Consider the following 19,932-nt stretch of genomic DNA (forward strand, 5'->3'; position numbering starts at 1 on the left):
AAATGACAGCAGAAATTACACCCAAAATTCAAGATCAGCTGAACCTATCTGCTTTGGTTTTAATGAACAATTATAAAAAAGCGGATTTAAACACTTGGTACGGATTTAATATAAATGATCATTTGCAACTAAAAACCGTTGAGCGTATTGCCAAGCTACATGGCATACAATCTGGCGTTCATCTACGCAACAGTTTGCACCGTTACGAAACTGGCGCTATGGCATCAAACCCTTTTGAAAAATTGGCATCTGAATTTCGCAATTATACCACCAACACTTATGAAACAAAGTATAATGCACAGAAAAACCCCATGACCAAGAATGTTTACAAACTAGTTTGGCGCTACCGTTTTAGCCTTAAAAATGAAAAACTGCAGGGCTATGATTTTGCGTATTACATTTTTCTCATGCGTATAGGCGGTGCCTTAGGTTTTATAAAACCCGAGGAAATAGCCATGCGTTTAGAAGACGTAAATACAAGATTAAAAAACACGTTTTCCAGTTGGGGCGAATTTCACCGCAATGTGTGTATTGGCGATGAATTTATAAGAGGAGCCGCAGAGCCGGACATCAGTAAATACCCCGGCACGGAAACCCTTTGGGAATGCTATCAAAGATTACATATTCACCAAGCGAACAGCTTTAAAGAATGGAACAAATGAGCTTAACAAGAAAAGAAGTCTTAGCACATATTGAACAAGCTTACGCCCTGTTGAACGCAAAAAAGTTTGCTGAGTTAAATCCGCTTATTACCATTATACAAGATAATTTAAATGTTTTGGGCTACACCTATCCGTCGGATAATGCTCGTTACTACCGCTTTTTTATGTTGTATATAGGTGCTTTTGAACAGGTAAATATGGAAGTCATGCATTCATATGTAGAAGCACTTGAAGAAGTGGGGCAAGTTTTGGCATCAGACTATGAGTACATTTGTAGTTATTACAAAGCTTGTCCCGAGTTGGTTTATGAAAAAGCTCTACAAGCGTATCCGTATAACGAAACACTGCACATACACTACGCTTTGAAATTACAGGTAGAAAAAAGGTACACGGAAGCAATTGCCATATTAAAATACGTTTTGGAATGTTACCCTGCCACAACCGAAGCACGATTCTTACTTTGGGAAATTCAATCGGCACAGTTAGAGGACCAAGTAAAATCTACCGAGGAAGCCGACTGTTATCAGCTATTAGAATTAGCCTCTGCGACTCACAATCTTGATGTTTTAAAAGGTCTTCAATTAGATACGCGTTTAGACAAGAAAACCAAATTACTCACCTTTATTCAAGTTGCAATTTGGGAGCTACGATCGGTAGAAGTCATTGAACTATGGAAGAAAGAGTGGAAAACGCTAGATCTAACCGATCTAAGTCGTTATGTACTGGCAGATTACGCCAAGGCTTTTATGATGTACGATCTGGTTCCACAAATATTAAAGGCACCGCAAAATCCAGATTTTCCAGATGCTGATTTTACCAATTTTACGGAATACAAAGCCTTTATACAGGCATTTACGAATGCAGGATGGCAACTGGTACAACATCATTATTTATTGCTTGGTAATGCCGCCTATTTTCATTCTAAAAATGGGAATGCTGTAAAAATTTGTCTAAGAAACGGATTGGCCCTCAACGATAAAAATCCGTTGTTGTTAAATCTAAAGGCAATGTTCCTTAAAAGCGAAGGCAGTTATCAAGAAGCTGGGGCTACCTACCATGAGGCGTTTAGAAACGGACTCACCATGGATAATTATTTACAATATTTAATAGAACTGAACAACAGAATTGAAAGTTACCAAGGTGTTTTAGACACCGTAAAGCAATTTCACATAAGACATACGCCTACATTAAAATCCATGTTCTTTAAGGCAAGGGCTTTGTTTAAATTCCACCGAGATGATGAAGCATTGGCAGTACTGAACGAAGCGCTTCAAGATTTTCCGTTACACTCCCTATCCTACGCACCGTGGATGTACCACTATCGTATGATCATCAATAAAAGAAAACGGAACTATACCCAGTATTTTTTAGACCAACAAGCGGAAATTAATTACTACGTTGATGGAGATGACGACTATTTTGATACTACCAACCTTGCCGTTGAAACCATTTTTGAACAGGGTGAATACGAAGAATGTTATAAATATGCCATTTACAATCACGAACAGGGGAAACTAACAGAAGAACTATATCCCATTTTTCAATGGATTTGTTTTTACGATTTTCTACTTGAGAAACCAGATGATTTGCAAGACCCAACGGAAGCAAACATCAACAAACAACCAGAAACATTTGAAGATTTCAGAAACAATGGTTTGATTTACTGGATGCTGGACGACCATACGGCTGCTGCAGAATCGTTAATGGTAGCGGCATCAAAATCGGTTAATAAAGCTATCTATCTAAAACTAGCATTAACATGTGCAAAAGAAGGCTTTAAAAATTCGCTTAGCCTCACCATTTGTGAAACCATAAGAAAAGAAGTTCCAGAAGCTCGTGAATTTAAAACAGATTATACGTACGCCCAGATTTTAAATGATGAACACCGCCATGAAGAAGCTTACAAAGCCCTATTAGATGTTTTAAAAAGTTATCCGGAACGTTCGTTTTTTGAATTCCCAAAAGATTACAATTTCCTTTTGCATATTCTAAAAAACAATGTCAAAGCCATGGAGAACATGAGTGCCTATACTAAATATATATCCATGCTTTTAAGTAGGGATACTCCTATAGAAAATCAACTTAGGGAGCAGCAAGAATTGGTAAAATCACAAAGCGAAGAAGACCTTTTCTTACAGCATAACCTTATGGAAAATTTAGTCCGCTTTAATTTTGAACTGTACCCAGAAGAACAAGAAGAATTAAAGGAAATGAAAATGCGCATTAAGGCTGCCCATTTCGCTTAAAGGTGGTAATTTTGCCCATTCTTAAATGAAGCTACGCACACTACATATTATCTTTATCGTCTCCCTATTTTTAGGGGTTTGCACGAATGTTTGGTCGCAAAAATCAGAAGCAAACCCGCTAATGGACTCGCTTTCATACGTTTATCAAAAAAACGTGTATTCACAACCTGTTTTAGCCAAGGAAGCTGCGCAAAAATGGTTGGAAGAAAGTGAAAAACAAGGCTTAAAAATCCATACCATTAGAGCGCATTATGCACTTGCGAATCTTGGAAATATTTCGGGCGATTATAAAAGTGCAGTGAACGAAACTCAAAAAACCATTGCCCTTCTTAAAGAGCTCAACATGGAAAATGGTTTGGCGGCCAGCTATAATATTTTGGCATTGGGCTATAAAAACCTTGGCAACTACCCAAAGGCAATGGAAAGCTTTTTGGAGTGTTTACGGTATGCAGAAAAAATGGATGACACCCAGCAAGAAGCCAATGCCTACCAAAACATAGCTACCTTATATGTTTTACAAGAAGAGTATAAAAAGGCAACCGAAAATTTAGACCGTGCCGCGGACCTATATCGTGCTTTAGGTGATGATGATGGTGTTCTGGTTACTTTATTCAATTTCGCAAGTATTTTAAAAGAACAAGGTAAATATGATGAGGCTCGCGAACACTTTAAAACGGTGTTAGAATATCGTGAGAAAGAAGGAAACAAAGCAGTAATAGCATATATCAACATGAATCTTTCCCAAATGTTGGTGAAAGAAGAAAAATATGATGAAGCCGTAATTTCTTTAAAGAAAACCCTGTCGCTTTTAGAGGAAGTTGAGTTTACTTCTGACATGGTGATCATTTTAAACGACCTAGGCTTGTGCGAAAGCAAACTAGGACATACCAAAAAAGCCATCTCCAATTTTGAGCAAGCGCTGCAAATGGGTGAAGAACAAGCTATAAAACAATATAAATCTGACATCTATAAAAACCTTTCCCAACTTTACCAAGATGAAGGCGATTATAAAAAAGCCCTGGCATTTTATGAAAAAGGTGTGAGTACATTATCACAGCAGAATTCTCTTGATAAAGAAAAATATGTTGCTGAACTACAAGAGCGGTATGAAACGCAACTAAAAGAAACTAGGATCAACCTTCTTGAAAAAGAACAAAAACTGGGCGAAGCAGAACTGCAAAAAGCAGAACTTACCGCAAAAAGACAACGCCTCATTAGAAACGTATTTATTGCCGGTTTTATCCTGGTTTTATTGTCATTGCTTATTCTGCGTCATCAATACGTTAAACGCTTAAAGGTACAGCAAGAATTAAGCTTACAGCGCGAAGAAAATGCCGATCAGAAAATCAACCAAATGATCAAGGACTATAGATTATCTGCCGTTGAAAGGTATCAACAAGGTCAAGATGAAGAGCGTGCACGTTTGGCTCGTGAAATCCATGACGGTATTGGTAGTGATTTGGCAGGAATTAAAATTGCTTTTGAGCATTATGTGGAAGACCTACAAGAGAAGCCACAGACCAAGCGAATATTAACGGCAATAAATAATGCGTGTACAGATGTTCGCGGACTGTCCCATCAATTACATCCACCGGCTTTTGCCGCACTGGGGTTTACCAATTTTTTGGGTGATTTTATTGACCAAATCTCCGCAAGTGATACTATAGATTTTCAAACCTTCTTTTACCCGGAAGAAGACATCAACAAACTGCCAGATGCCCTGCTTGCAGATGTGTACCGCGTTGTACAAGAATTGGTCAACAATATTCTAAAACATGCCGAAGCCACCAATGCGGAAGTACAACTTACCAAGCATTATGACCACTTGAACATTGTGGTCAATGATAATGGCAAAGGCTTTCAAGAACATAAAAAACAAGGAATAGGTTTACGAAATATTAAGGAGCGCCTTTCTAAAATGAATGGTACTTTAGACATAGACAGTAGCGCCAGTAGCGGAACATCTATCACCATAGATATTCCATTAAAACAGACCATGTGAAGAAAATCAACATCATAATAGCGGACGATCACTTAATGTTTCTTGAAGGGATCAACACCATTTTAGGTGACATGCCAGAAATTGGAGAAGTTCATCTTGCCACAGAAGGAAAACAGGTGGTACGGCTGATGAACCAGTTTGAAATCGGCTTGATCATCAGTGACATCAATATGCCTAAAATGGACGGTATTGAGTTGTTGACCGAGATAAAAAAGAAGCACGGTACCGTAAAAATTATCATGCTGAGCATGTTAGACAATCATAGAACGGTACATAAGGTCATTCAAAAAGGTGCAGATGGTTTTGTGCCCAAATTTACCAGCAAAGAAGAACTGCAGAAAGCGGTACGTACCGTTTTAGATGGCGAACAATACTTTTCTGAAATTATTAAGCAACGCTATATGGAAAGTATTTTTGAGCGAAAAAAGTACAAGAATATTGAACTTTCTCCCAGAGAGAAAGAAGTATTGTCCCTGTTGGCAGACGAGCTGACATCGAAAGAAATATCGGAAAAACTATTTATTTCGGTTAATACCGTGGAAACCCACAGAAAGAATATCCTGTTAAAAACTGGCTCAAAAACCACAACAGGAGCTGTAAAATATGCTATAGAATCTGGCTTGTTTGACTAAGACTAGAGCATTATTACATCTGAATACCCTCGGCTTCCACTTTTAATTTGATAAGGGCTAAGGTCTCATCATAGGAGATATTATCATTTTCTTGACTTACCATTTCACCAAAATACAAATGCCCCGTTTGTATATCGTAATACGTAATATACAGCCCCGTTAAGGGGTTTTGCCATTTCTCATTTTTATCATTGTCTATGGTTTTATCTTTTAGGTATTGCACCCAAGCAATTTTTGACAAACTGGATTTATCTAAAATGATTTTCCGGTAATTATCGTCTATTTCATAATTAGGATACGAGGCATCCAAATCGGTCTGAATACGTTGTTTTATGTCCTTTTCTATGGTAGCAAAATTGTTCATAGTAGCAGAAAGCATAAACATCTGCGGGTACCATTGATTTTCAATATTCTCTAGCGGAATGTCAATAAACCCCTCAGGATGGGCTTCCGTTTTAATGAACAATGACATGGTATACGGAATATCCAACTCCTCATAAACACTGTTCAGCCTAGCAACAAACCTTTCAATTACATCATGTAAAGCAGCCGTTTCTATTTCCCCCGGAACAAAAATCTCAAACCTATCGTTCTCAAATTTTATTTTAGGTATTTCATTTACAAAATCGGCTTTTACGTTTTGTCGTGTTTCATAGCGCTTGCGTTCTCTTTCGTAAAGGTCCGCAATTTTCAAGTTTTCTTTTCCATAGTAAGATAAGGTATCATTCTCCAATAGCTCTTTTGGGTTCACATGGCAGTAGAATTCAATTTCAGGTATTTCTTTATGAAAAATAACTACGGTAAACATGTTCGGGTTCATGGTAGCGGCATTAAAGAACCTATTCAGTTCCCTAAAACCTAACTCGCCCTTGTGTTCTTTCTCTAAGTAATGTTCCAAATTCTGAGCAGCTTTATTGGTTGAAATTCCACCCATAAAACGGGAAAAATTGCTTACAAAAATGAAAAAAAGCACTAGCAAAACGCCTATAACGATCAATGTTTTCATACTTGAAATTTTATAAAGTGAAGTTACCGTGATTGCCTTGTAAGCACCTCACGGAATTCCGTGAGTTTTACATTTCACTTAAATGGGGTGCTTAGAAACTAACGTGCTAAAATACCTTTGAAGTATTCAAAATTACATCTAAAAAACAATCATAATGGGATTACAGGAAAAAAGAGCCGCAAAAGCAATTGAAGAACAATATGTAGGGGATTACCAAAAAGAAATCAATGAAATAGTAGGTAAAGAATTACCTATTAACATTAATTGGGACACCTTTGAAATGGATTACATAAAATTTGTACCAAGTGTATGTTTACAACGTGTTACAGATGCCTTTAAAGAAGTATGTTCAGATGATTTAGGTAAAGAAGCTATTGCAGAAAGTATTAATAGCATTGAAGTATTCTGTATTGCCAATGACGGTGCAGAAGACAAAAAAGAATTGAAAATAGCAGATGGTGTATTCTCACTAACTGCATGTTGGGGAGGTCACCACAGCGGGTATTTCTCTGATTTGGTTATAAGAGAATTCTTAGAGAACAATCTTTAAGAGTATTGGTCTATAAAGACTATGTTGTTACAAAAAAAGGAAAGCCAAGTAGGCTTTCCTTTTTTTGTTTTCATCAATCTTATTTTAAGCTTATAAGCACTTCTCTATACAATCCTTCAGTAGCGTTTTTGACGCCACACTCTTTAATCCCTTAGAAAAGTCTAAGCATACAGTAAGCATATTGTTTTGTAGGTTTACTGTATTTTCCTCTCCCAAGTGAAACGACAGCTCTTTTACAGCGTTTACAAATGCTTCTTTGGCTAATGCGTCCGCGGCTATTGCTGCTAATGTTTCTTGCAATAACACTATTGTTTTCTTTGCATAGTACTTTTCAAGATCTTCTGGTTTTTCTGCATAGTCATAATTAATGACAATTGCCTTACCCAACATTTTCCCGACCGATTGTTCTACATCCCTGATTTCCTTTTTAAGTTGAAGTACGGTTGGTACATCTTCTGCATTTGGCGTAAAAGGAATGTTACCATCTGAAAATTGATATAGGTAATTTTCAATATTCCCTAGCGAGATCGAAGCAATGGCATGCAACTCTACATATTGTAAATCTGGTTTATGGTCATACCAATTCCCCAATAAAACAATACTTTTTTCCGTATCATAATTAATGAAGTACCCAGAGACATTACCTCTACTGGTACCAATAGACACGTTAGGCATTTGGGGTCTTTCTTTATTTCGTTCTTCGTCCGCTATTCCTTGAAGGGTTTTGAGTACCTGGGAAATTTCTAGTACAGGTAGCTGCAGCATTGTCTTAAAATCCATAGTTCTGTTTTAATTTAAGACAGTAAAGATGGAACGTATAGCGCTAAAATTAATACCCGTTTTCAGTGATATTGCATCTTCAATAACAGTTAATGCATATTGGTATTTCATTTTAGTGAAGCGCTTTATTTATTCACCTAAAACGCTAATCCAAAACTTGATTGATTACCGTCATTCTTTTTAGAAGAATAGGCACGAACAAAGCAAATTTAGCATTGAATTCTTCTTGCGATGCAGCCGTGTTTATGGTTTTCACCATACTGCCCCAACTGTTGAACAGAGCTTCTTCGGCATTTTCACCATCGGTGTCCATATTCATGGCTTTTACCAGTTTAAAATTCTCATCATCATTATAAAAACCGGTGGTCTTCACCTTTTCAAAAATGTTCTCAAGGATGCTTTGCGTAGCTAGAAGTTCGGTTACGCCAAGTGTTGCTTCTTGTGATGTTTTGATAGCTTCAAAAACGTCTATCATTAAATTCTGTACCTCATCATTGATACTCTCGTCTAAATATGTCAAAATCGTATGTGTTTTAGTTGTTTGTTTGTGTTCTATAATGGTTTTTTTACGCTGATATTTAAAGTAACTACCAATAGGTACCCACCAAAAATGTCATTCGAATAAAGGCAATGACACTTTCGTTGCTGAGTGCTATTGGTGCTTTTAAATCGGTTACCTCATCATCATCTATGAATACAACAAAGAGTCCGTCTTTAAAAGCAAGCAAAACATTATCAATTGCTTTTTGCTCATCGGCGAGGTCCTTATTTGCCAAATCGCCAAAATCTACTTTACCGCTTTGTGCCTGATCCTGAATTTCTGCGGGACTTAAAAAACCAACCACATTGACTTCCATTCGCTTTTTGTTGAATGCCGCCACTTGGTTTTTTACACAACCTATTAAAAGTTCCTCAAGATTCTTTGGAGTTTCCACTAAGGTGAAAGGCACTTGCTTTACCTTTTTCTTACCGAGTCTTTTTAGCTGTAATGTAATTTCCATTGATCTCTGTTTTGTTTAGCGTTAGGGATTGTCGTGGAAAGCCCACAGTGCGATAGCACGCGGACTTGCAACAAAAGCCCGACCCCACCTAAGTGGGGTAACGCCATTATTCTTGTTATTTAGCTATTTATCTGCGCCAAAATTGTTGGATCTTGTATTTTATTATCCTCTGATAGTAACTTCATTTTTGAAATGATCTCGGCAGATTTTGGGTCGTCATCCACAAAGGGTAAAAACATACGCCCCCTGTGCTGACTGTGCACTGGAATAATGGATAACGACAAGCCTTTTTTGCTTACTTGACCGCTACCTAAATGTATACTGTACTCGCCCAACGTGCCCTGTATAAATATGTGACGCTCTTTAACCGTTATATTGCTCAGCTTAAACAATTTTGCCGACTCTTCTGCCAAGGCAGCACGCATTTGCATGGTACTGTGGCTTGCTTCTGGATCTACACCACCAACATGGGCAACACTTACCACAAGATCCATATCTCTCATAATCTCACTAAAAACCACAGCCGGAATTTCTGTTAGCGGAATACGCTCATGCGTTTCAATGGAGTGAAAACACACTTCTTCTAGCGTTGGCGCCTCTACATCTGACGGGGAATACCAGTCTGCCATAGCATACATGGTGGCAATGAAACCGCGTTTATGATATACTTTCTGTAAGCCTTCTTCCCTACTCACCGTCCAGCCGCGACCCCTTAAAAGTGCTATGGTCTGCTTGGGCTGAATTTGATGCCCTTGGTAACGCTCAGACCTATTGCTGTGCTCGCGCTCATCTTCAGTAAGTAGATACAATTCTCTAAATACCTGCTTAAAAGGCTGTACCAAACGCTCAGCAAAAAGGTGTTTCTGATATACATCCCATTCTACCGCTGTATATAAATGCGATGCGTGGGCAATGACCAACTCATCTTCTTCTTGCAATTGATGGGTTTTTCCGGAAACGTCGGTAAGGCTACCATCGGTATAGAAACCGGAGATTTCCTTATTGGGAGCGAACAGTACCAATTTGCTCAACATCACCTTCACGATAGGATGCTGCATCATTTTATGAATCTCCAAATCGGTAAACTTATCTTCATTTACCATAGCATTCTCTAGCGACAAACGTGTTCTACTATATTGCCTTGAGAGGTAGGTTTTATTCTCTTTTAATGCGATTACCTGCTTGTCTTTTCGCAACTTGGCCGGTATGGATTTTAAAGATTTATCACCTTTTGCAACTATAATTTCGGCTTTTCCAAGATCATTGATGACCAGAGTAATTTGGGTATCATCAATAGTCAACACCGCATTTTCCATTATAGTCTGGGTTGCCTTTGCCTCCATTGCCCAACCAAAACGTACGCGATCTAGATAGCCCGCATTCCTTGACAAATTATCTAGTGCAATTTCTACCGCTGCCTTTTCACTTTCCTGGCGCTGAGCCCCAAACTGCTTGCTTTCCTTTAAAAAATCTTGCAACAAGTTATAACGCTTCAACAAATCTTTTTCAGGTACGGTTTTGCTCAACGGAATCAACCCTAAAGCACGCACATAATCTTTGTCTCGCTTATCTTTTATCTTCTTTAAGGTCTCGGTAATTTTTACCTCGCCCAACATTACGCTGGAGTATAATTTTACCAGTCTGTGCGCATTACCATCTGTAATATATTTAGCGGCATCATGCAAAATTTTCCAGTTGGCTTTACCCAAACTGCCATATACTTTATTGAACCAATCTATATCAATAGCACCCAACGAAAAGTCCGATTTTGGAATATTGGAATACCTTGAAATAATGGTTTCTTTCTCGCTACTCATATAATCAGATGCATGCGCCTGAAACCACCAAACGGCATCTTCCAGTTTTTCCAATCCTAGATATTCACCAATAACACCTGCCCACTGGGTAGCATAGCACGCCACTTCTATTAGTCGTTTTTTGGATATTTTATGCTCGTCTGCAAGTGCTACAAAATCAGCATAACTCTCGGTTTCCTTAAATGTCGTCTTCTTTAAAATAGCGCTGAAAAGTGATTTTTTACTATTACCATAATAGCTATAACCACGCTCAAAGGTATCTTTACCCAAACGCTGCAACACTTTAAAAACATAGTCTACCCCTTCAACGGTATTAATGGAAAAAATATAATCCGTTGCCGGTGTCACCAAATCTCCCCGTTCCAGCTCGGTTTCCAACAGGTTCGTTTTTAAGGGTAAAAACACATGTTTAGGAACCAAATTTTCAGTTAGCGTACCTCTGCGAATTCTATAATTATAGCCACCATCTATAATGGTCATTAGATCATTGGAATACAGTGCTTGGAAAAGTAGGTCGTCATCATTTATAAATCCTGCTTTATAGAGCCTTAAGGTTACTTCTACATCTGGAAAATTAAGGTTGCCAGAATTTCGTTTTTCCCTGGTAATTTCCTGTATATCCGTAACCGTATCAGGATGTCCAAAATACTGTGCCACCAAGTACATTTGAATGTCCCAGAATCTTTTTAAATCTTCATTACTTAATAAATTAATCTCGCCAACACTTAGATCACCTGCATACGATGTAATAATATTTGCCCAGTTAGCGGTTATGGAATGATGGTATCCACTTAATTGAAACTTATAATTTTGCAACCTTTTGGGAAATGAAGCCACCATGTCTTCAAAAACATCTAGCTTATAGGAAACAATGGTTTCCCTATCCGCATATACTATGAACAAGCGCCTGATTATAGTAATGTACGTTCTTATTTTGGTATAATAGTTTTCTTCGCTATTGATATTTAACCCCGTTAAATCTGGATAAAATTGTTTTATATAAGGTACCAGTTCTTCATACTGTCCAAAAGGATAACTCTTATGGTTTAGAAAACGCAATACGGCACTCATTTCAAAATCGTTCAACTTACTTTGTTCGTACCAGGCTACCCAAACATTGGACAATGGTAAATTATGTAAACGATCTTGTGCCGTGGCATGCTCATCTAGTTTTTTCATATCATGAAGCCCCCGGTTAATAAAGGTGGTGTCGTTCTCACCTTGATAGCCCTCCATCTGATATTCATACGTACCATTTTCAGCAACCAGAGCAATTAATGCATTGACAGTGGTAATTATCTTATCAATGTCAATGATATCCTTAAATTTAAAGTCTGAAGACTGAGAGGTTTTAATACCCAGCTTATCCAAGAAATTAGATTTAACCTCAAAACGAGGCTGTGGCTGGTAAAGGGCACTTAAGTTATTGTAATCTACAGTGCCAAAACCGTTACTGAAATTGTATTCATCCTTATTTTTAACGAACTTATTTAAAAGTACTTGTTCATTTTTGGAGATCTTGGGTCGCTCCTTAAATGTAGCCACCTGAGCTTCTACAAAATCTGGATATCTGTTCTCTGCATCTAAAATGGTAAGTATCTCTAAACCTGCCAATCGTTGGTCAATACTTTTTGCCGTAACCAAGTTGCCGGCACTCTGTTTTATGGTATCATTAGGTAAAGACACCAGCAGTTGTATTACGGCGGTACGCATACTTTTGTTCTTCCGTTTCAACAGATCTTCGGCAATCTCCAAATCGGTATCGTACAAATGCATTTTCCGGAAAATGTTGAGTCCCGTTGCCATAACACACTCATTTCTATTGTATACAGCCTTTCTTGCCAACGCCCTGCGCCATGAGTATTGATCATAGTTTAGCTTTACTTTTTTCTCATCTGTCTTATAATGGTGAAATGCATAACTATAATGTATTGGAAAAACTTTACGAATGTAAGTCTCCCTAAATTCCGACGGCAATTCATCTAGATCGTTTGCCATAAGCTCCAGCTGCTGTTCCGTTGCCTCATGCAATAAAAACTGATAGAAATATTGAGAATTAGGGGTAAAACTCCACCAAGAGAAAATCTTGCTTTCATAAGTTTTTCCCTTATCCTCAACTGTTTTTGCGACCTCGAATAATTTGGTAAACGTATCATTATCCAACTGCATTTCCGGTAAGTTTACCGCCATCCAATGATCTAGGGCATAATCTTTACCTAGTTCTTGTATAAAATATGCAACCAAAGAATCATTGGTACGATCCGTTTTACTCATATAGTAAAGCGCGAGAATTTTCTTGTTCCTATCGGCTGAAGAATACACGATGTCCAAGGCTTTTGCATTGGCTTTATCAACATCCAAAATACCTATAGCCCATAATGCCACATACACCTCAATATTATCTTTACTTTTCAGAAGTGTGTCTACTTCCTTTAAGTTAAGAATTAAAGAGTGCGCCAGTTCCAAAATACGATTGATGACAGATTTCTTAGGCGCCTCCCAGTTTAACCCAAACCAGGTATTTACCGCCCTTACAACGCTACTGAAACGGGTAAGATCATTCTCTAACACTACATTGATCATGTATTTTAAAGACTGGAGACCGGCTTCATCCATAGATTCCATAATGGACTGTCGCAAACCTTCTTGACGTTGAGCAGCCAATAATAGTTTACCCACCATCTCCCAGTGTTTTTCGTCTTCCGAGAGTAATAAAGCTTTGATAATATCTTGACTTACACCACCAATTTCATCTTCACCCTGTAAAATATCGTTCAACAGCTCATTGAACATATCACCACTATTTTGCAAAACAATAGCAAAAAAAACACTGTTGCCATGTGGGTAATATATGCTGTATTGAAAATGTTCTTGCAAGCTTAATCCACAGAAACCAACACGGCTATTGTATAAAAATTGACTAAAAATAGTTAGCTTATTCTGTAAAATATCTTCACTTGGTTGTGATCTAAAGGCTTTGCGATCATAGCTTCTTTGGTAAGGCATGGTATTGATAAAATCCCACATGGCAGATAAATACGGTGCTTGTACCACGCCAAATAATTGTATACCCAAACGCATACCTTCTTCGGTCAACCAAGGGTTTATGGTCAAGGGATCATCAAACTCGCTAATGAAATCGTTACTATTATAATATTCATATTTCTCCTTCTTTATACGTCCTAGAATTTGCCCAAGCCTTCTATAAGGTTGAGAAAATGAACGAAACTCAAAACGATCTACCTCCGGTTTTTGGTGTTGGGCTATATATTTTTGCGCTTTTTCTGCTGGAATCATATGATGCTATTCTTTATGCTTTATATTCTGAAATGAGGACATTACGGATTGTATCTACATATTAACTTATGCAGTACAATGTTATTTTACAGTCTCCAATTAATTATGGCAAGGTAGCCGGAAAGTAACTTTTCTTTCTACCGGAATTTGGGGATTTTTCAACCTACAGGATTTTTTTAATCTTCAATATCACTGAATGCAGTGACAAAAACACCAGTGCTTTTGGAAAGCTTTGTACATCTAAAAAATTACGTGTTATTATGCCGAATACTAACAAAACACCCCTGTTCGATTTTTTTGAGATCGATGCTTCTTTTGAAGCTATAAAAAGCTGTACAAACTACCCTGAAGATTTTTTCTATGAAATTTTTGTGATAGCTAAAACAACGGCGAACAAAGAAATTAGAACGGAATGCACCAATATTATCAAAAAACAGGCACCTGAGTACTTTCAAACGGCATTTAAGAGCCGTAAAAAAATAAGTCAAAAAGGAGGTGTGAAATCGGTTGATTCCAGATTGGTTGCGATGTTGGAATACGGATTACTTTCTGATGAATTAAATCTTTTTAAACTACACTCGTTATTATTCAAAGAACCCGAATTAGGGCTCTTCAATTTCACAAAAAACTTTTTAGACCGTTTGGTAGAACACCCAAGTATACTAGGTAGATTCAACGGAATACAAAAGCTAGAAATATCATTAAAGAATGAGGGCAATGCATACACTACAATTTTAGAAGCACTACCTCATCTCACCTCTTTAGAGGCACTAGAAATACAGGCAGATTTTGAACAATTGCCTAATGAATTAGGCAACCTAACCAACCTAAAAAAAATGAAGCTTACCATGCCATTTTTAAAGGAAGTACCTGCTTCAATAGGTAAATTAAAATCACTGGAAGAATTCACCTTTAAAGGCGATTACTCTTTTGGAGGCGATGATCACAACACCTATTTAAAAGATTTCCATTGGCTTGCTGACCTTAAATTTTTAAAAGAATTAAAGTTGCAAAATGTAGGAGTGGAAGATTTGTCTGTAGTTGTATTTCCACCCACATTGAAAAAGATAGATTTATATGGTTTAGACCAGCTAACGGCGTTGCCAAAGGAAATGAAAAACCTACCGAAACTAAAGAAATTCAAGGTAGTTTCTAACCGTTTGGAAACCTTACCTACAGGATTTGAAGCAATGCCAGAGTTGCAGCTGTTTGAACTTATAGCTCCCAAAATAACAACCATTTCTGCAGATTTCTTTTTTGGTTTTGAGTCCAGACCGAATTTGATCACAAAAATTGGCAACCGTAATATAGACATTGCCCCAATGACCGAGAAATCTAGCCGAAAAGAACTGAATTTAGATACACCCAAACTGCTACATTATGTATTGGACAATGCGGAGTTTTTTCCAGAATTGACAACCATCTCAATTAATTGCGAAGCTCCGGAAAAAAAGCACAAGAATACCTTGGCAGCGTTTAAAAACCTAACCAGCATTACTTATAAACTAGTACCCAACTTAGATTGGATTTTTGATGGGATAAATGAATTAGAAACAATAGAAAGTGTCACCCTGTATAAAAACACTTCTTATGCTACTCCCGTAGGCGAAGCACCTAGCTCTGCAATGGTACCCAAAGCACTTTCTAAAATTGAAAAACTAAAGCAATTCACCGTTCAGTTTGAGAACCATTTGGAATTAAATACAGATGCACTGCCCAAACATACAGAGCAGCTGACCATAAAAGGTTTAAAAGGGATTATTCCTGGAAAAACAAAACGCTCGGCAACTCAGGTAAATATTGAACATACGCCCGTATCAGATTTAAAAGCGTTTTATGATGTGATGGATGCTCAACAGATGGACTTAGGTAAAAACAACTCATATATAGCAGGCGAATCGGGATTCGCGTTTCTTAAAAATCCGCAGAACATTAAAAAATATGAGTATACCGGTCCCGCTAACAATATTGCAGAGCTTTTAAAAGCCTGTCCGAATTTAGAATATCTGTTTGTTGAGTTCCCGGAAGATAAACCAGAATTCTACGAGGGACTTTCTGGATATGAAAACTCAAAATTAAAATCGCTACAACTCAATAATTATAAGGGAGATAGTGCTTCTTTACAATCGGTATTGGAGCAAACTCCTAATCTTGAACATCTAGAGCTAAGGGATTGCACGGGAATTCGTGATTTTCCAAAGGTAAGTCTGAACAAGTTAAAAATACTTGAACTATACAGTTGTGATGTACAAACATTGTCAGGCTTAAATGTGCCCCAAATAAGAGCGTTTAAAATAAACTTTTGTGATAATTTTGGTTCAGAAGCCTTAGAAACGATTACGCAGTGGAAAACCCTAAAATACCTTTGGCTAGAACATATATCAAAAGAAATGAAAACCTACCCAACTGCAATTGCCAATCTCACTTTAGACACTCTTTTAATTAACGGCAAATACAGCAAAAGGAAAATACCACATTGGATCGGCACTATGAAATCGCTTCGAGTTTTAGGAATAGAAAGTTTTACACAAAACACACTACCTAAAGAATTGGCAAAACTTACCCAATTGGAAGTATTGAGTATCACCGGTTGTGATTTTCAAGAGCGGTTATCAGAGGAATTTAGACAGCTACATTTAAAAAAATTGATTTATTGGACCTCTAAATTTTCAGGCAGTAATATGAAGTTTGAACTATACGAACCTCTTGTTGGCAAAGGTATAACCCAAAGATATTTTGACGATGATGACAAAATAAAACCATTTAAACTTGGATAAAATGAATATCCAAAAAACAATGAACAATCTCATTTTTGAGATATAAAATCACGTAATAACATTAATGAACATTAACCTTAAAAACTATCTTATGAAGAAATGATAAATTAGATTACGATGGACAAACAAGAATTACTAGGTAAAGAATTGAGTAACCTGTATGCAATTAACAAACAGGTAAGCCATTATTTTAAAAATAGTGACCTGAGCTTTTTAGACGAACATAGACAGCAAACCGTAAATAATTACATAAATGCCAATCTTAAGAATGAGGAATTGGTCACCAAAATGTTACGCTTATTAGAGGTAAACCCAGGCAATACCGTAGATTCAATAGTAAATGAAATTACCGAGAATTTACATGAGATAAGCCTAAAAAAAACCGACAATAAAGCATTGAACGGCTTGGGGTATATGATGTCTTTTAATAGACTATTAAGCTATCATAAAGCAAATGTGGTCAACATTGATTTTATTTTGAACGAGCTAGATTTAAGCTAAAGTAATAACAGCTTACACTGCAATATTACTCATCATTAAAATATCGTTCAAATTTTTTGAAATCAACGGTTTTGAAATAAAATCGCGAACTAAATCATATTTTTTTGCCCGCTTAATTTCATGGTCTCCATAATGTGAGCTTACTATGAAAATCTGAGGTTTGTTTACCAGCGGTAATTTTGAGAATTTATCCAAGAATCCCCATCCATCCATAATAGGCATATTAAGGTCCAATAAAATGATATCGGGCATTCGTTGACCTTTGTTTAATTGGGAAGTTAAATTGGTTAAAGCTTCATCACCATCCTCATATACAAGAATGTCAGCGCTCACAAAATTATTGTGGTTCAAAAGAATTTTAGTACCATAAACACAAATTGGATCGTCATCTATAATACAAACTGTATCAATTTTCATAGCTAATAATATTCGTTAATCCCTGGGGAAATTTAGTTCTTAAAATTAACAGGATTTAACTTACAATAAAATTTTGATAGTTGCTAATAATTTCTACAATAAATTGCATAAACCACAGCATTTCAAAACTTTAACATTATTAATTATTCAATATTAAACGCTAAAATTTTGTTAAAAAAATTAGAAACTAACACATTTTTTTTGAAACGATAAATAACATAAGCAAAAATTTAAAATATGATAAAAATACTTGTATCACTATGAAATACAACTATGTAACTAAAAACAATGCAATAATAACCGAAAATACATCCTGTAAAAAATTAATATTAATCTTTTAAACTACTACTGAAATGAGAAAAATTAGCATCATCCTTTTATTCAGCCTTTTTGCGATCAACGCTTTACAGGCACAAATTAATTTAGAACAAAAGACAGTGACCGTAACCGGTAGCGCCCCTTTAGAAAAAACAATTATTAAATACAGGGTTAAGGCTACCTTAAGTATGGATCAAGTCTACTATGCCGATACACGAGTGGAAAACCTAGACCAATTAAGAAAACAATATTATCAAGAATTGAAAGCATTGAACATAGATACCTCTAAATTTCAAGAAAAAGAGATGGAGTATTTTTCTTTAGGATATCAACGCGACGGTACCATTTTATACTATGAAACAGATTCTAAAGAGCTAGCCATGAAATTACTGAAGACAAACTTGTTAGGGGTTCAATTACAATTTCAAGTAAAACAAAATGTTTCACCTGAAAACAATAAAGTTGCACTCAATGCCGCATTGGAAAATGCCAAGGCATATGCTATGGAATTATGTAAAACAATAAACACTGATTTAGGCAACATACACGCTATTAGCAGTAACTCTAATTATAATGACGATTGGACCAGTTATTATGCAGACTACCAAGAGCAATTAACGGTCAACGTAGTGTATAGCATGAATTAATATTTTTGTGTTTAATGTACCAATGGGCTGTTATACTGGGTGTAACAGCCTTCTTTTTATCAGATTATTATCAAAAAAAACCAACACCAAAATTCATTGGCATTGGCTTATTTCAACTCTAATTTATTCTAAACTCGCTGTAAAAATCGCAATTAACTTTAGTTTTAATTTAAAGTAATCATCAATCTTATTTTAAGTTAATCGGTTTTGCCGGCATAGTTTGTATATCTACGTCAACATCTAAAATTTTAGCTATGGTTGGTGCAAGTTGATCGGTATAAAGTTGCCCATCAACTGCTTCCTCAACAGGTTTTACATTTGGACCTAAAATTGCCATCCATGTATGTTGGGCTCCTTTTACATTGCTACCATGACTTGTCCATTTAGAATCTTCAAGAATACCAGATCCCCTACCATGGTCCGTAGTGATTATAAAATAGGTATTATCCTTATAAAAATCGTCTTGCTGTACGTATTGCCATAAATCCGCTATTAAAGCGTCAGTATTATGTAATGATTTCATGTAAAAATCAAACTTGCCGCCATGTGCAAAATCATCCGTTTCACCATAAGATATGTATACAACTTTAGGATGGTTCTTTTTTACATATTCTTTTGCGTAATGGTGGGTAAACACATCTAACCGTACACTTTCCCAAATAATTGGCGCTTGACGTTGCATTTCATTTAAGAATATCTCCTTACCACTCAAATCTCCTTGGGCATTCATATACCCGGCATTTACGGGGATTTCGCTCCTTTTATCATTGATGATAAAAGGAAAAACGTCCCAACTGGCAAAGGCGGCAACCTTACCTGTATACCGCTCTTGTTTATTTGCCAATTCTAAAACCGTTACATTCTTATTGTAGTTTTTGTCGTTACTATCAATATGGGCATCATCTGCCTTACCGGTTAAGATCTCATTATACCCAGGATAGGAAAATAACATTTTATTAGTGAGATCAACTTTACTGCCTTTGGTCCTATTGCCGTACAATTGACCATCTTTGACAATGGTATTCCAAAAAAAAGGCATGATTTTTTCCCTACTTTCTTCAGGTGAACTACCTGAAAACATTTTATTCAATAGCTCTTTGCCCTCTGTATAATTACTCTGCACCAATGCCGTATCTAAACCATGATATACATCTTGCCAACGTACACCATCTAACGTAATTAAAAATACATTAGCCGTCTTATCAATTTGAGCTGTTGCCCCTACCCACATAAATAGCACGGCAACCAATAGTATTCTCGTTCGTATTTTCATCATCAA

Annotated in this window: 15 protein-coding genes; 8 read left to right on the forward strand and 7 right to left on the reverse strand. The window is 36.7% G+C overall.

What is annotated here, in order from left to right; genetic code table 11:
* The first annotated feature begins 2 nt into the window (after window positions 1–2).
* The 4 genes from CSC80_RS02285 (at window position 3) to CSC80_RS02300 (ending at window position 5,542) form a co-directional block, all read left to right on the forward strand.
* Entirely contained in the window at window positions 3–662 is a 660-nt protein-coding gene (locus CSC80_RS02285) for a DUF1266 domain-containing protein (RefSeq protein WP_074672353.1), read from the forward strand.
* Window positions 659–2,908, forward strand: coding sequence for a hypothetical protein (locus CSC80_RS02290; RefSeq protein WP_139254385.1), 2,250 nt, complete (start codon window positions 659–661; stop codon window positions 2,906–2,908). The genes CSC80_RS02285 and CSC80_RS02290 overlap by 4 nt, the downstream gene beginning before the upstream one ends.
* 121 nt (window positions 2,909–3,029) lie before the next feature.
* On the forward strand, window positions 3,030–4,910 hold the full coding sequence (locus CSC80_RS02295; protein WP_236973307.1) for a tetratricopeptide repeat protein: 1,881 nt from the start codon (window positions 3,030–3,032) through the stop codon (window positions 4,908–4,910).
* Complete coding sequence (locus CSC80_RS02300; protein WP_099189524.1) at window positions 4,907–5,542, forward strand: response regulator transcription factor; 636 nt, start codon at window positions 4,907–4,909, stop codon at window positions 5,540–5,542. Before CSC80_RS02295 ends, CSC80_RS02300 begins: the two co-directional genes overlap by 4 nt.
* Before the next feature lie 13 nt (window positions 5,543–5,555).
* Here CSC80_RS02300 and CSC80_RS02305 read toward each other — a convergent pair whose 3' ends face one another.
* Window positions 5,556–6,548: a hypothetical protein gene (locus CSC80_RS02305; protein ID WP_143751714.1), complete on the reverse strand. Its 993-nt coding sequence runs from the start codon at window positions 6,546–6,548 to the stop codon at window positions 5,556–5,558.
* Between the two features lie 154 nt (window positions 6,549–6,702).
* Between CSC80_RS02305 and CSC80_RS02310 the strand changes: the two genes are divergently transcribed.
* Window positions 6,703–7,098, forward strand: coding sequence for a hypothetical protein (locus CSC80_RS02310; protein WP_071341433.1), 396 nt, complete (start codon window positions 6,703–6,705; stop codon window positions 7,096–7,098).
* A gap of 90 nt (window positions 7,099–7,188) precedes the next feature.
* Here the strand turns inward: CSC80_RS02310 and CSC80_RS02315 are convergent, their stop codons facing one another.
* The 4 genes from CSC80_RS02315 to CSC80_RS02330 form a co-directional block, all read right to left on the reverse strand.
* Entirely contained in the window at window positions 7,189–7,878 is a 690-nt protein-coding gene (locus tag CSC80_RS02315; protein WP_099189528.1) for a hypothetical protein, read from the reverse strand.
* Window positions 7,879–8,023: 145 nt separating this feature from the next.
* Entirely contained in the window at window positions 8,024–8,398 is a 375-nt protein-coding gene (locus CSC80_RS02320; protein ID WP_236973308.1) for a hypothetical protein, read from the reverse strand.
* 67 nt (window positions 8,399–8,465) lie between these two features.
* Window positions 8,466–8,879, reverse strand: coding sequence for a hypothetical protein (locus CSC80_RS02325; protein ID WP_091606457.1), 414 nt, complete (start codon window positions 8,877–8,879; stop codon window positions 8,466–8,468).
* Window positions 8,880–8,998: 119 nt separating this feature from the next.
* Window positions 8,999–13,993, reverse strand: a complete 4,995-nt coding sequence (locus CSC80_RS02330; protein ID WP_099189530.1) for a DUF4132 domain-containing protein — start codon at window positions 13,991–13,993, stop codon at window positions 8,999–9,001.
* A gap of 260 nt (window positions 13,994–14,253) precedes the next feature.
* On the opposite strand from CSC80_RS02330, the gene CSC80_RS02335 reads away from it, so the two are divergent.
* On the forward strand, window positions 14,254–16,770 hold the full coding sequence (locus CSC80_RS02335; RefSeq protein ID WP_099189533.1) for a hypothetical protein: 2,517 nt from the start codon (window positions 14,254–14,256) through the stop codon (window positions 16,768–16,770).
* A gap of 117 nt (window positions 16,771–16,887) precedes the next feature.
* Window positions 16,888–17,271 carry a hypothetical protein gene (locus CSC80_RS02340; protein ID WP_099189535.1) on the forward strand — a complete coding sequence of 128 codons (384 nt, stop codon included), beginning with the start codon at window positions 16,888–16,890 and terminating at the stop codon, window positions 17,269–17,271.
* Window positions 17,272–17,283: 12 nt separating this feature from the next.
* On the opposite strand, the gene CSC80_RS02345 is transcribed toward CSC80_RS02340, so the two are convergent.
* Window positions 17,284–17,688 (reverse strand): response regulator, encoded by a 405-nt coding sequence (locus CSC80_RS02345; protein WP_058103749.1) that lies wholly within the window; start codon window positions 17,686–17,688, stop codon window positions 17,284–17,286.
* Between the two features lie 353 nt (window positions 17,689–18,041).
* Here CSC80_RS02345 and CSC80_RS02350 point away from each other — a divergent pair, with 353 nt between their 5' ends.
* Window positions 18,042–18,653 carry a hypothetical protein gene (locus tag CSC80_RS02350; protein ID WP_099189537.1) on the forward strand — a complete coding sequence of 204 codons (612 nt, stop codon included), beginning with the start codon at window positions 18,042–18,044 and terminating at the stop codon, window positions 18,651–18,653.
* A 187-nt stretch (window positions 18,654–18,840) separates the two neighbouring features.
* On the opposite strand, the gene CSC80_RS02355 is transcribed toward CSC80_RS02350, so the two are convergent.
* A complete protein-coding gene (locus tag CSC80_RS02355) occupies window positions 18,841–19,929 on the reverse strand; it encodes a sulfatase-like hydrolase/transferase (protein ID WP_099189539.1) in 1,089 nt (362 codons plus the stop codon).
* Between the last annotated feature and the right edge of the window lie 3 nt (window positions 19,930–19,932).

It is taken from the genome of Maribacter sp. 6B07 (genome assembly GCF_002700155.1).
In the GTDB taxonomy this organism is placed as follows: domain Bacteria; phylum Bacteroidota; class Bacteroidia; order Flavobacteriales; family Flavobacteriaceae; genus Maribacter; species Maribacter dokdonensis.

Excerpts from the sequence above, each read along its gene's own strand:
- CSC80_RS02305 (WP_143751714.1), bottom strand. The coding sequence starts at position 6,548 with ATGAAAACATTGATCGTTATAGGCGTTTTGCTAGTGCTTTTTTTCATT.
- CSC80_RS02335 (WP_099189533.1), top strand. The coding sequence starts at position 14,254 with ATGCCGAATACTAACAAAACACCCCTGTTCGATTTTTTTGAGATCGAT.
- CSC80_RS02310 (WP_071341433.1), top strand. The coding sequence starts at position 6,703 with ATGGGATTACAGGAAAAAAGAGCCGCAAAAGCAATTGAAGAACAATAT.
- CSC80_RS02340 (WP_099189535.1), top strand. The coding sequence starts at position 16,888 with ATGGACAAACAAGAATTACTAGGTAAAGAATTGAGTAACCTGTATGCA.
- CSC80_RS02325 (WP_091606457.1), bottom strand. The coding sequence starts at position 8,879 with ATGGAAATTACATTACAGCTAAAAAGACTCGGTAAGAAAAAGGTAAAG.
- CSC80_RS02295 (WP_236973307.1), top strand. The coding sequence starts at position 3,030 with ATGGACTCGCTTTCATACGTTTATCAAAAAAACGTGTATTCACAACCT.
- CSC80_RS02350 (WP_099189537.1), top strand. The coding sequence starts at position 18,042 with ATGAGAAAAATTAGCATCATCCTTTTATTCAGCCTTTTTGCGATCAAC.
- CSC80_RS02345 (WP_058103749.1), bottom strand. The coding sequence starts at position 17,688 with ATGAAAATTGATACAGTTTGTATTATAGATGACGATCCAATTTGTGTT.
- CSC80_RS02330 (WP_099189530.1), bottom strand. The coding sequence starts at position 13,993 with ATGATTCCAGCAGAAAAAGCGCAAAAATATATAGCCCAACACCAAAAA.
- CSC80_RS02355 (WP_099189539.1), bottom strand. The coding sequence starts at position 19,929 with ATGATGAAAATACGAACGAGAATACTATTGGTTGCCGTGCTATTTATG.
- CSC80_RS02315 (WP_099189528.1), bottom strand. The coding sequence starts at position 7,878 with ATGGATTTTAAGACAATGCTGCAGCTACCTGTACTAGAAATTTCCCAG.
- CSC80_RS02285 (WP_074672353.1), top strand. The coding sequence starts at position 3 with ATGACAGCAGAAATTACACCCAAAATTCAAGATCAGCTGAACCTATCT.
- CSC80_RS02290 (WP_139254385.1), top strand. The coding sequence starts at position 659 with ATGAGCTTAACAAGAAAAGAAGTCTTAGCACATATTGAACAAGCTTAC.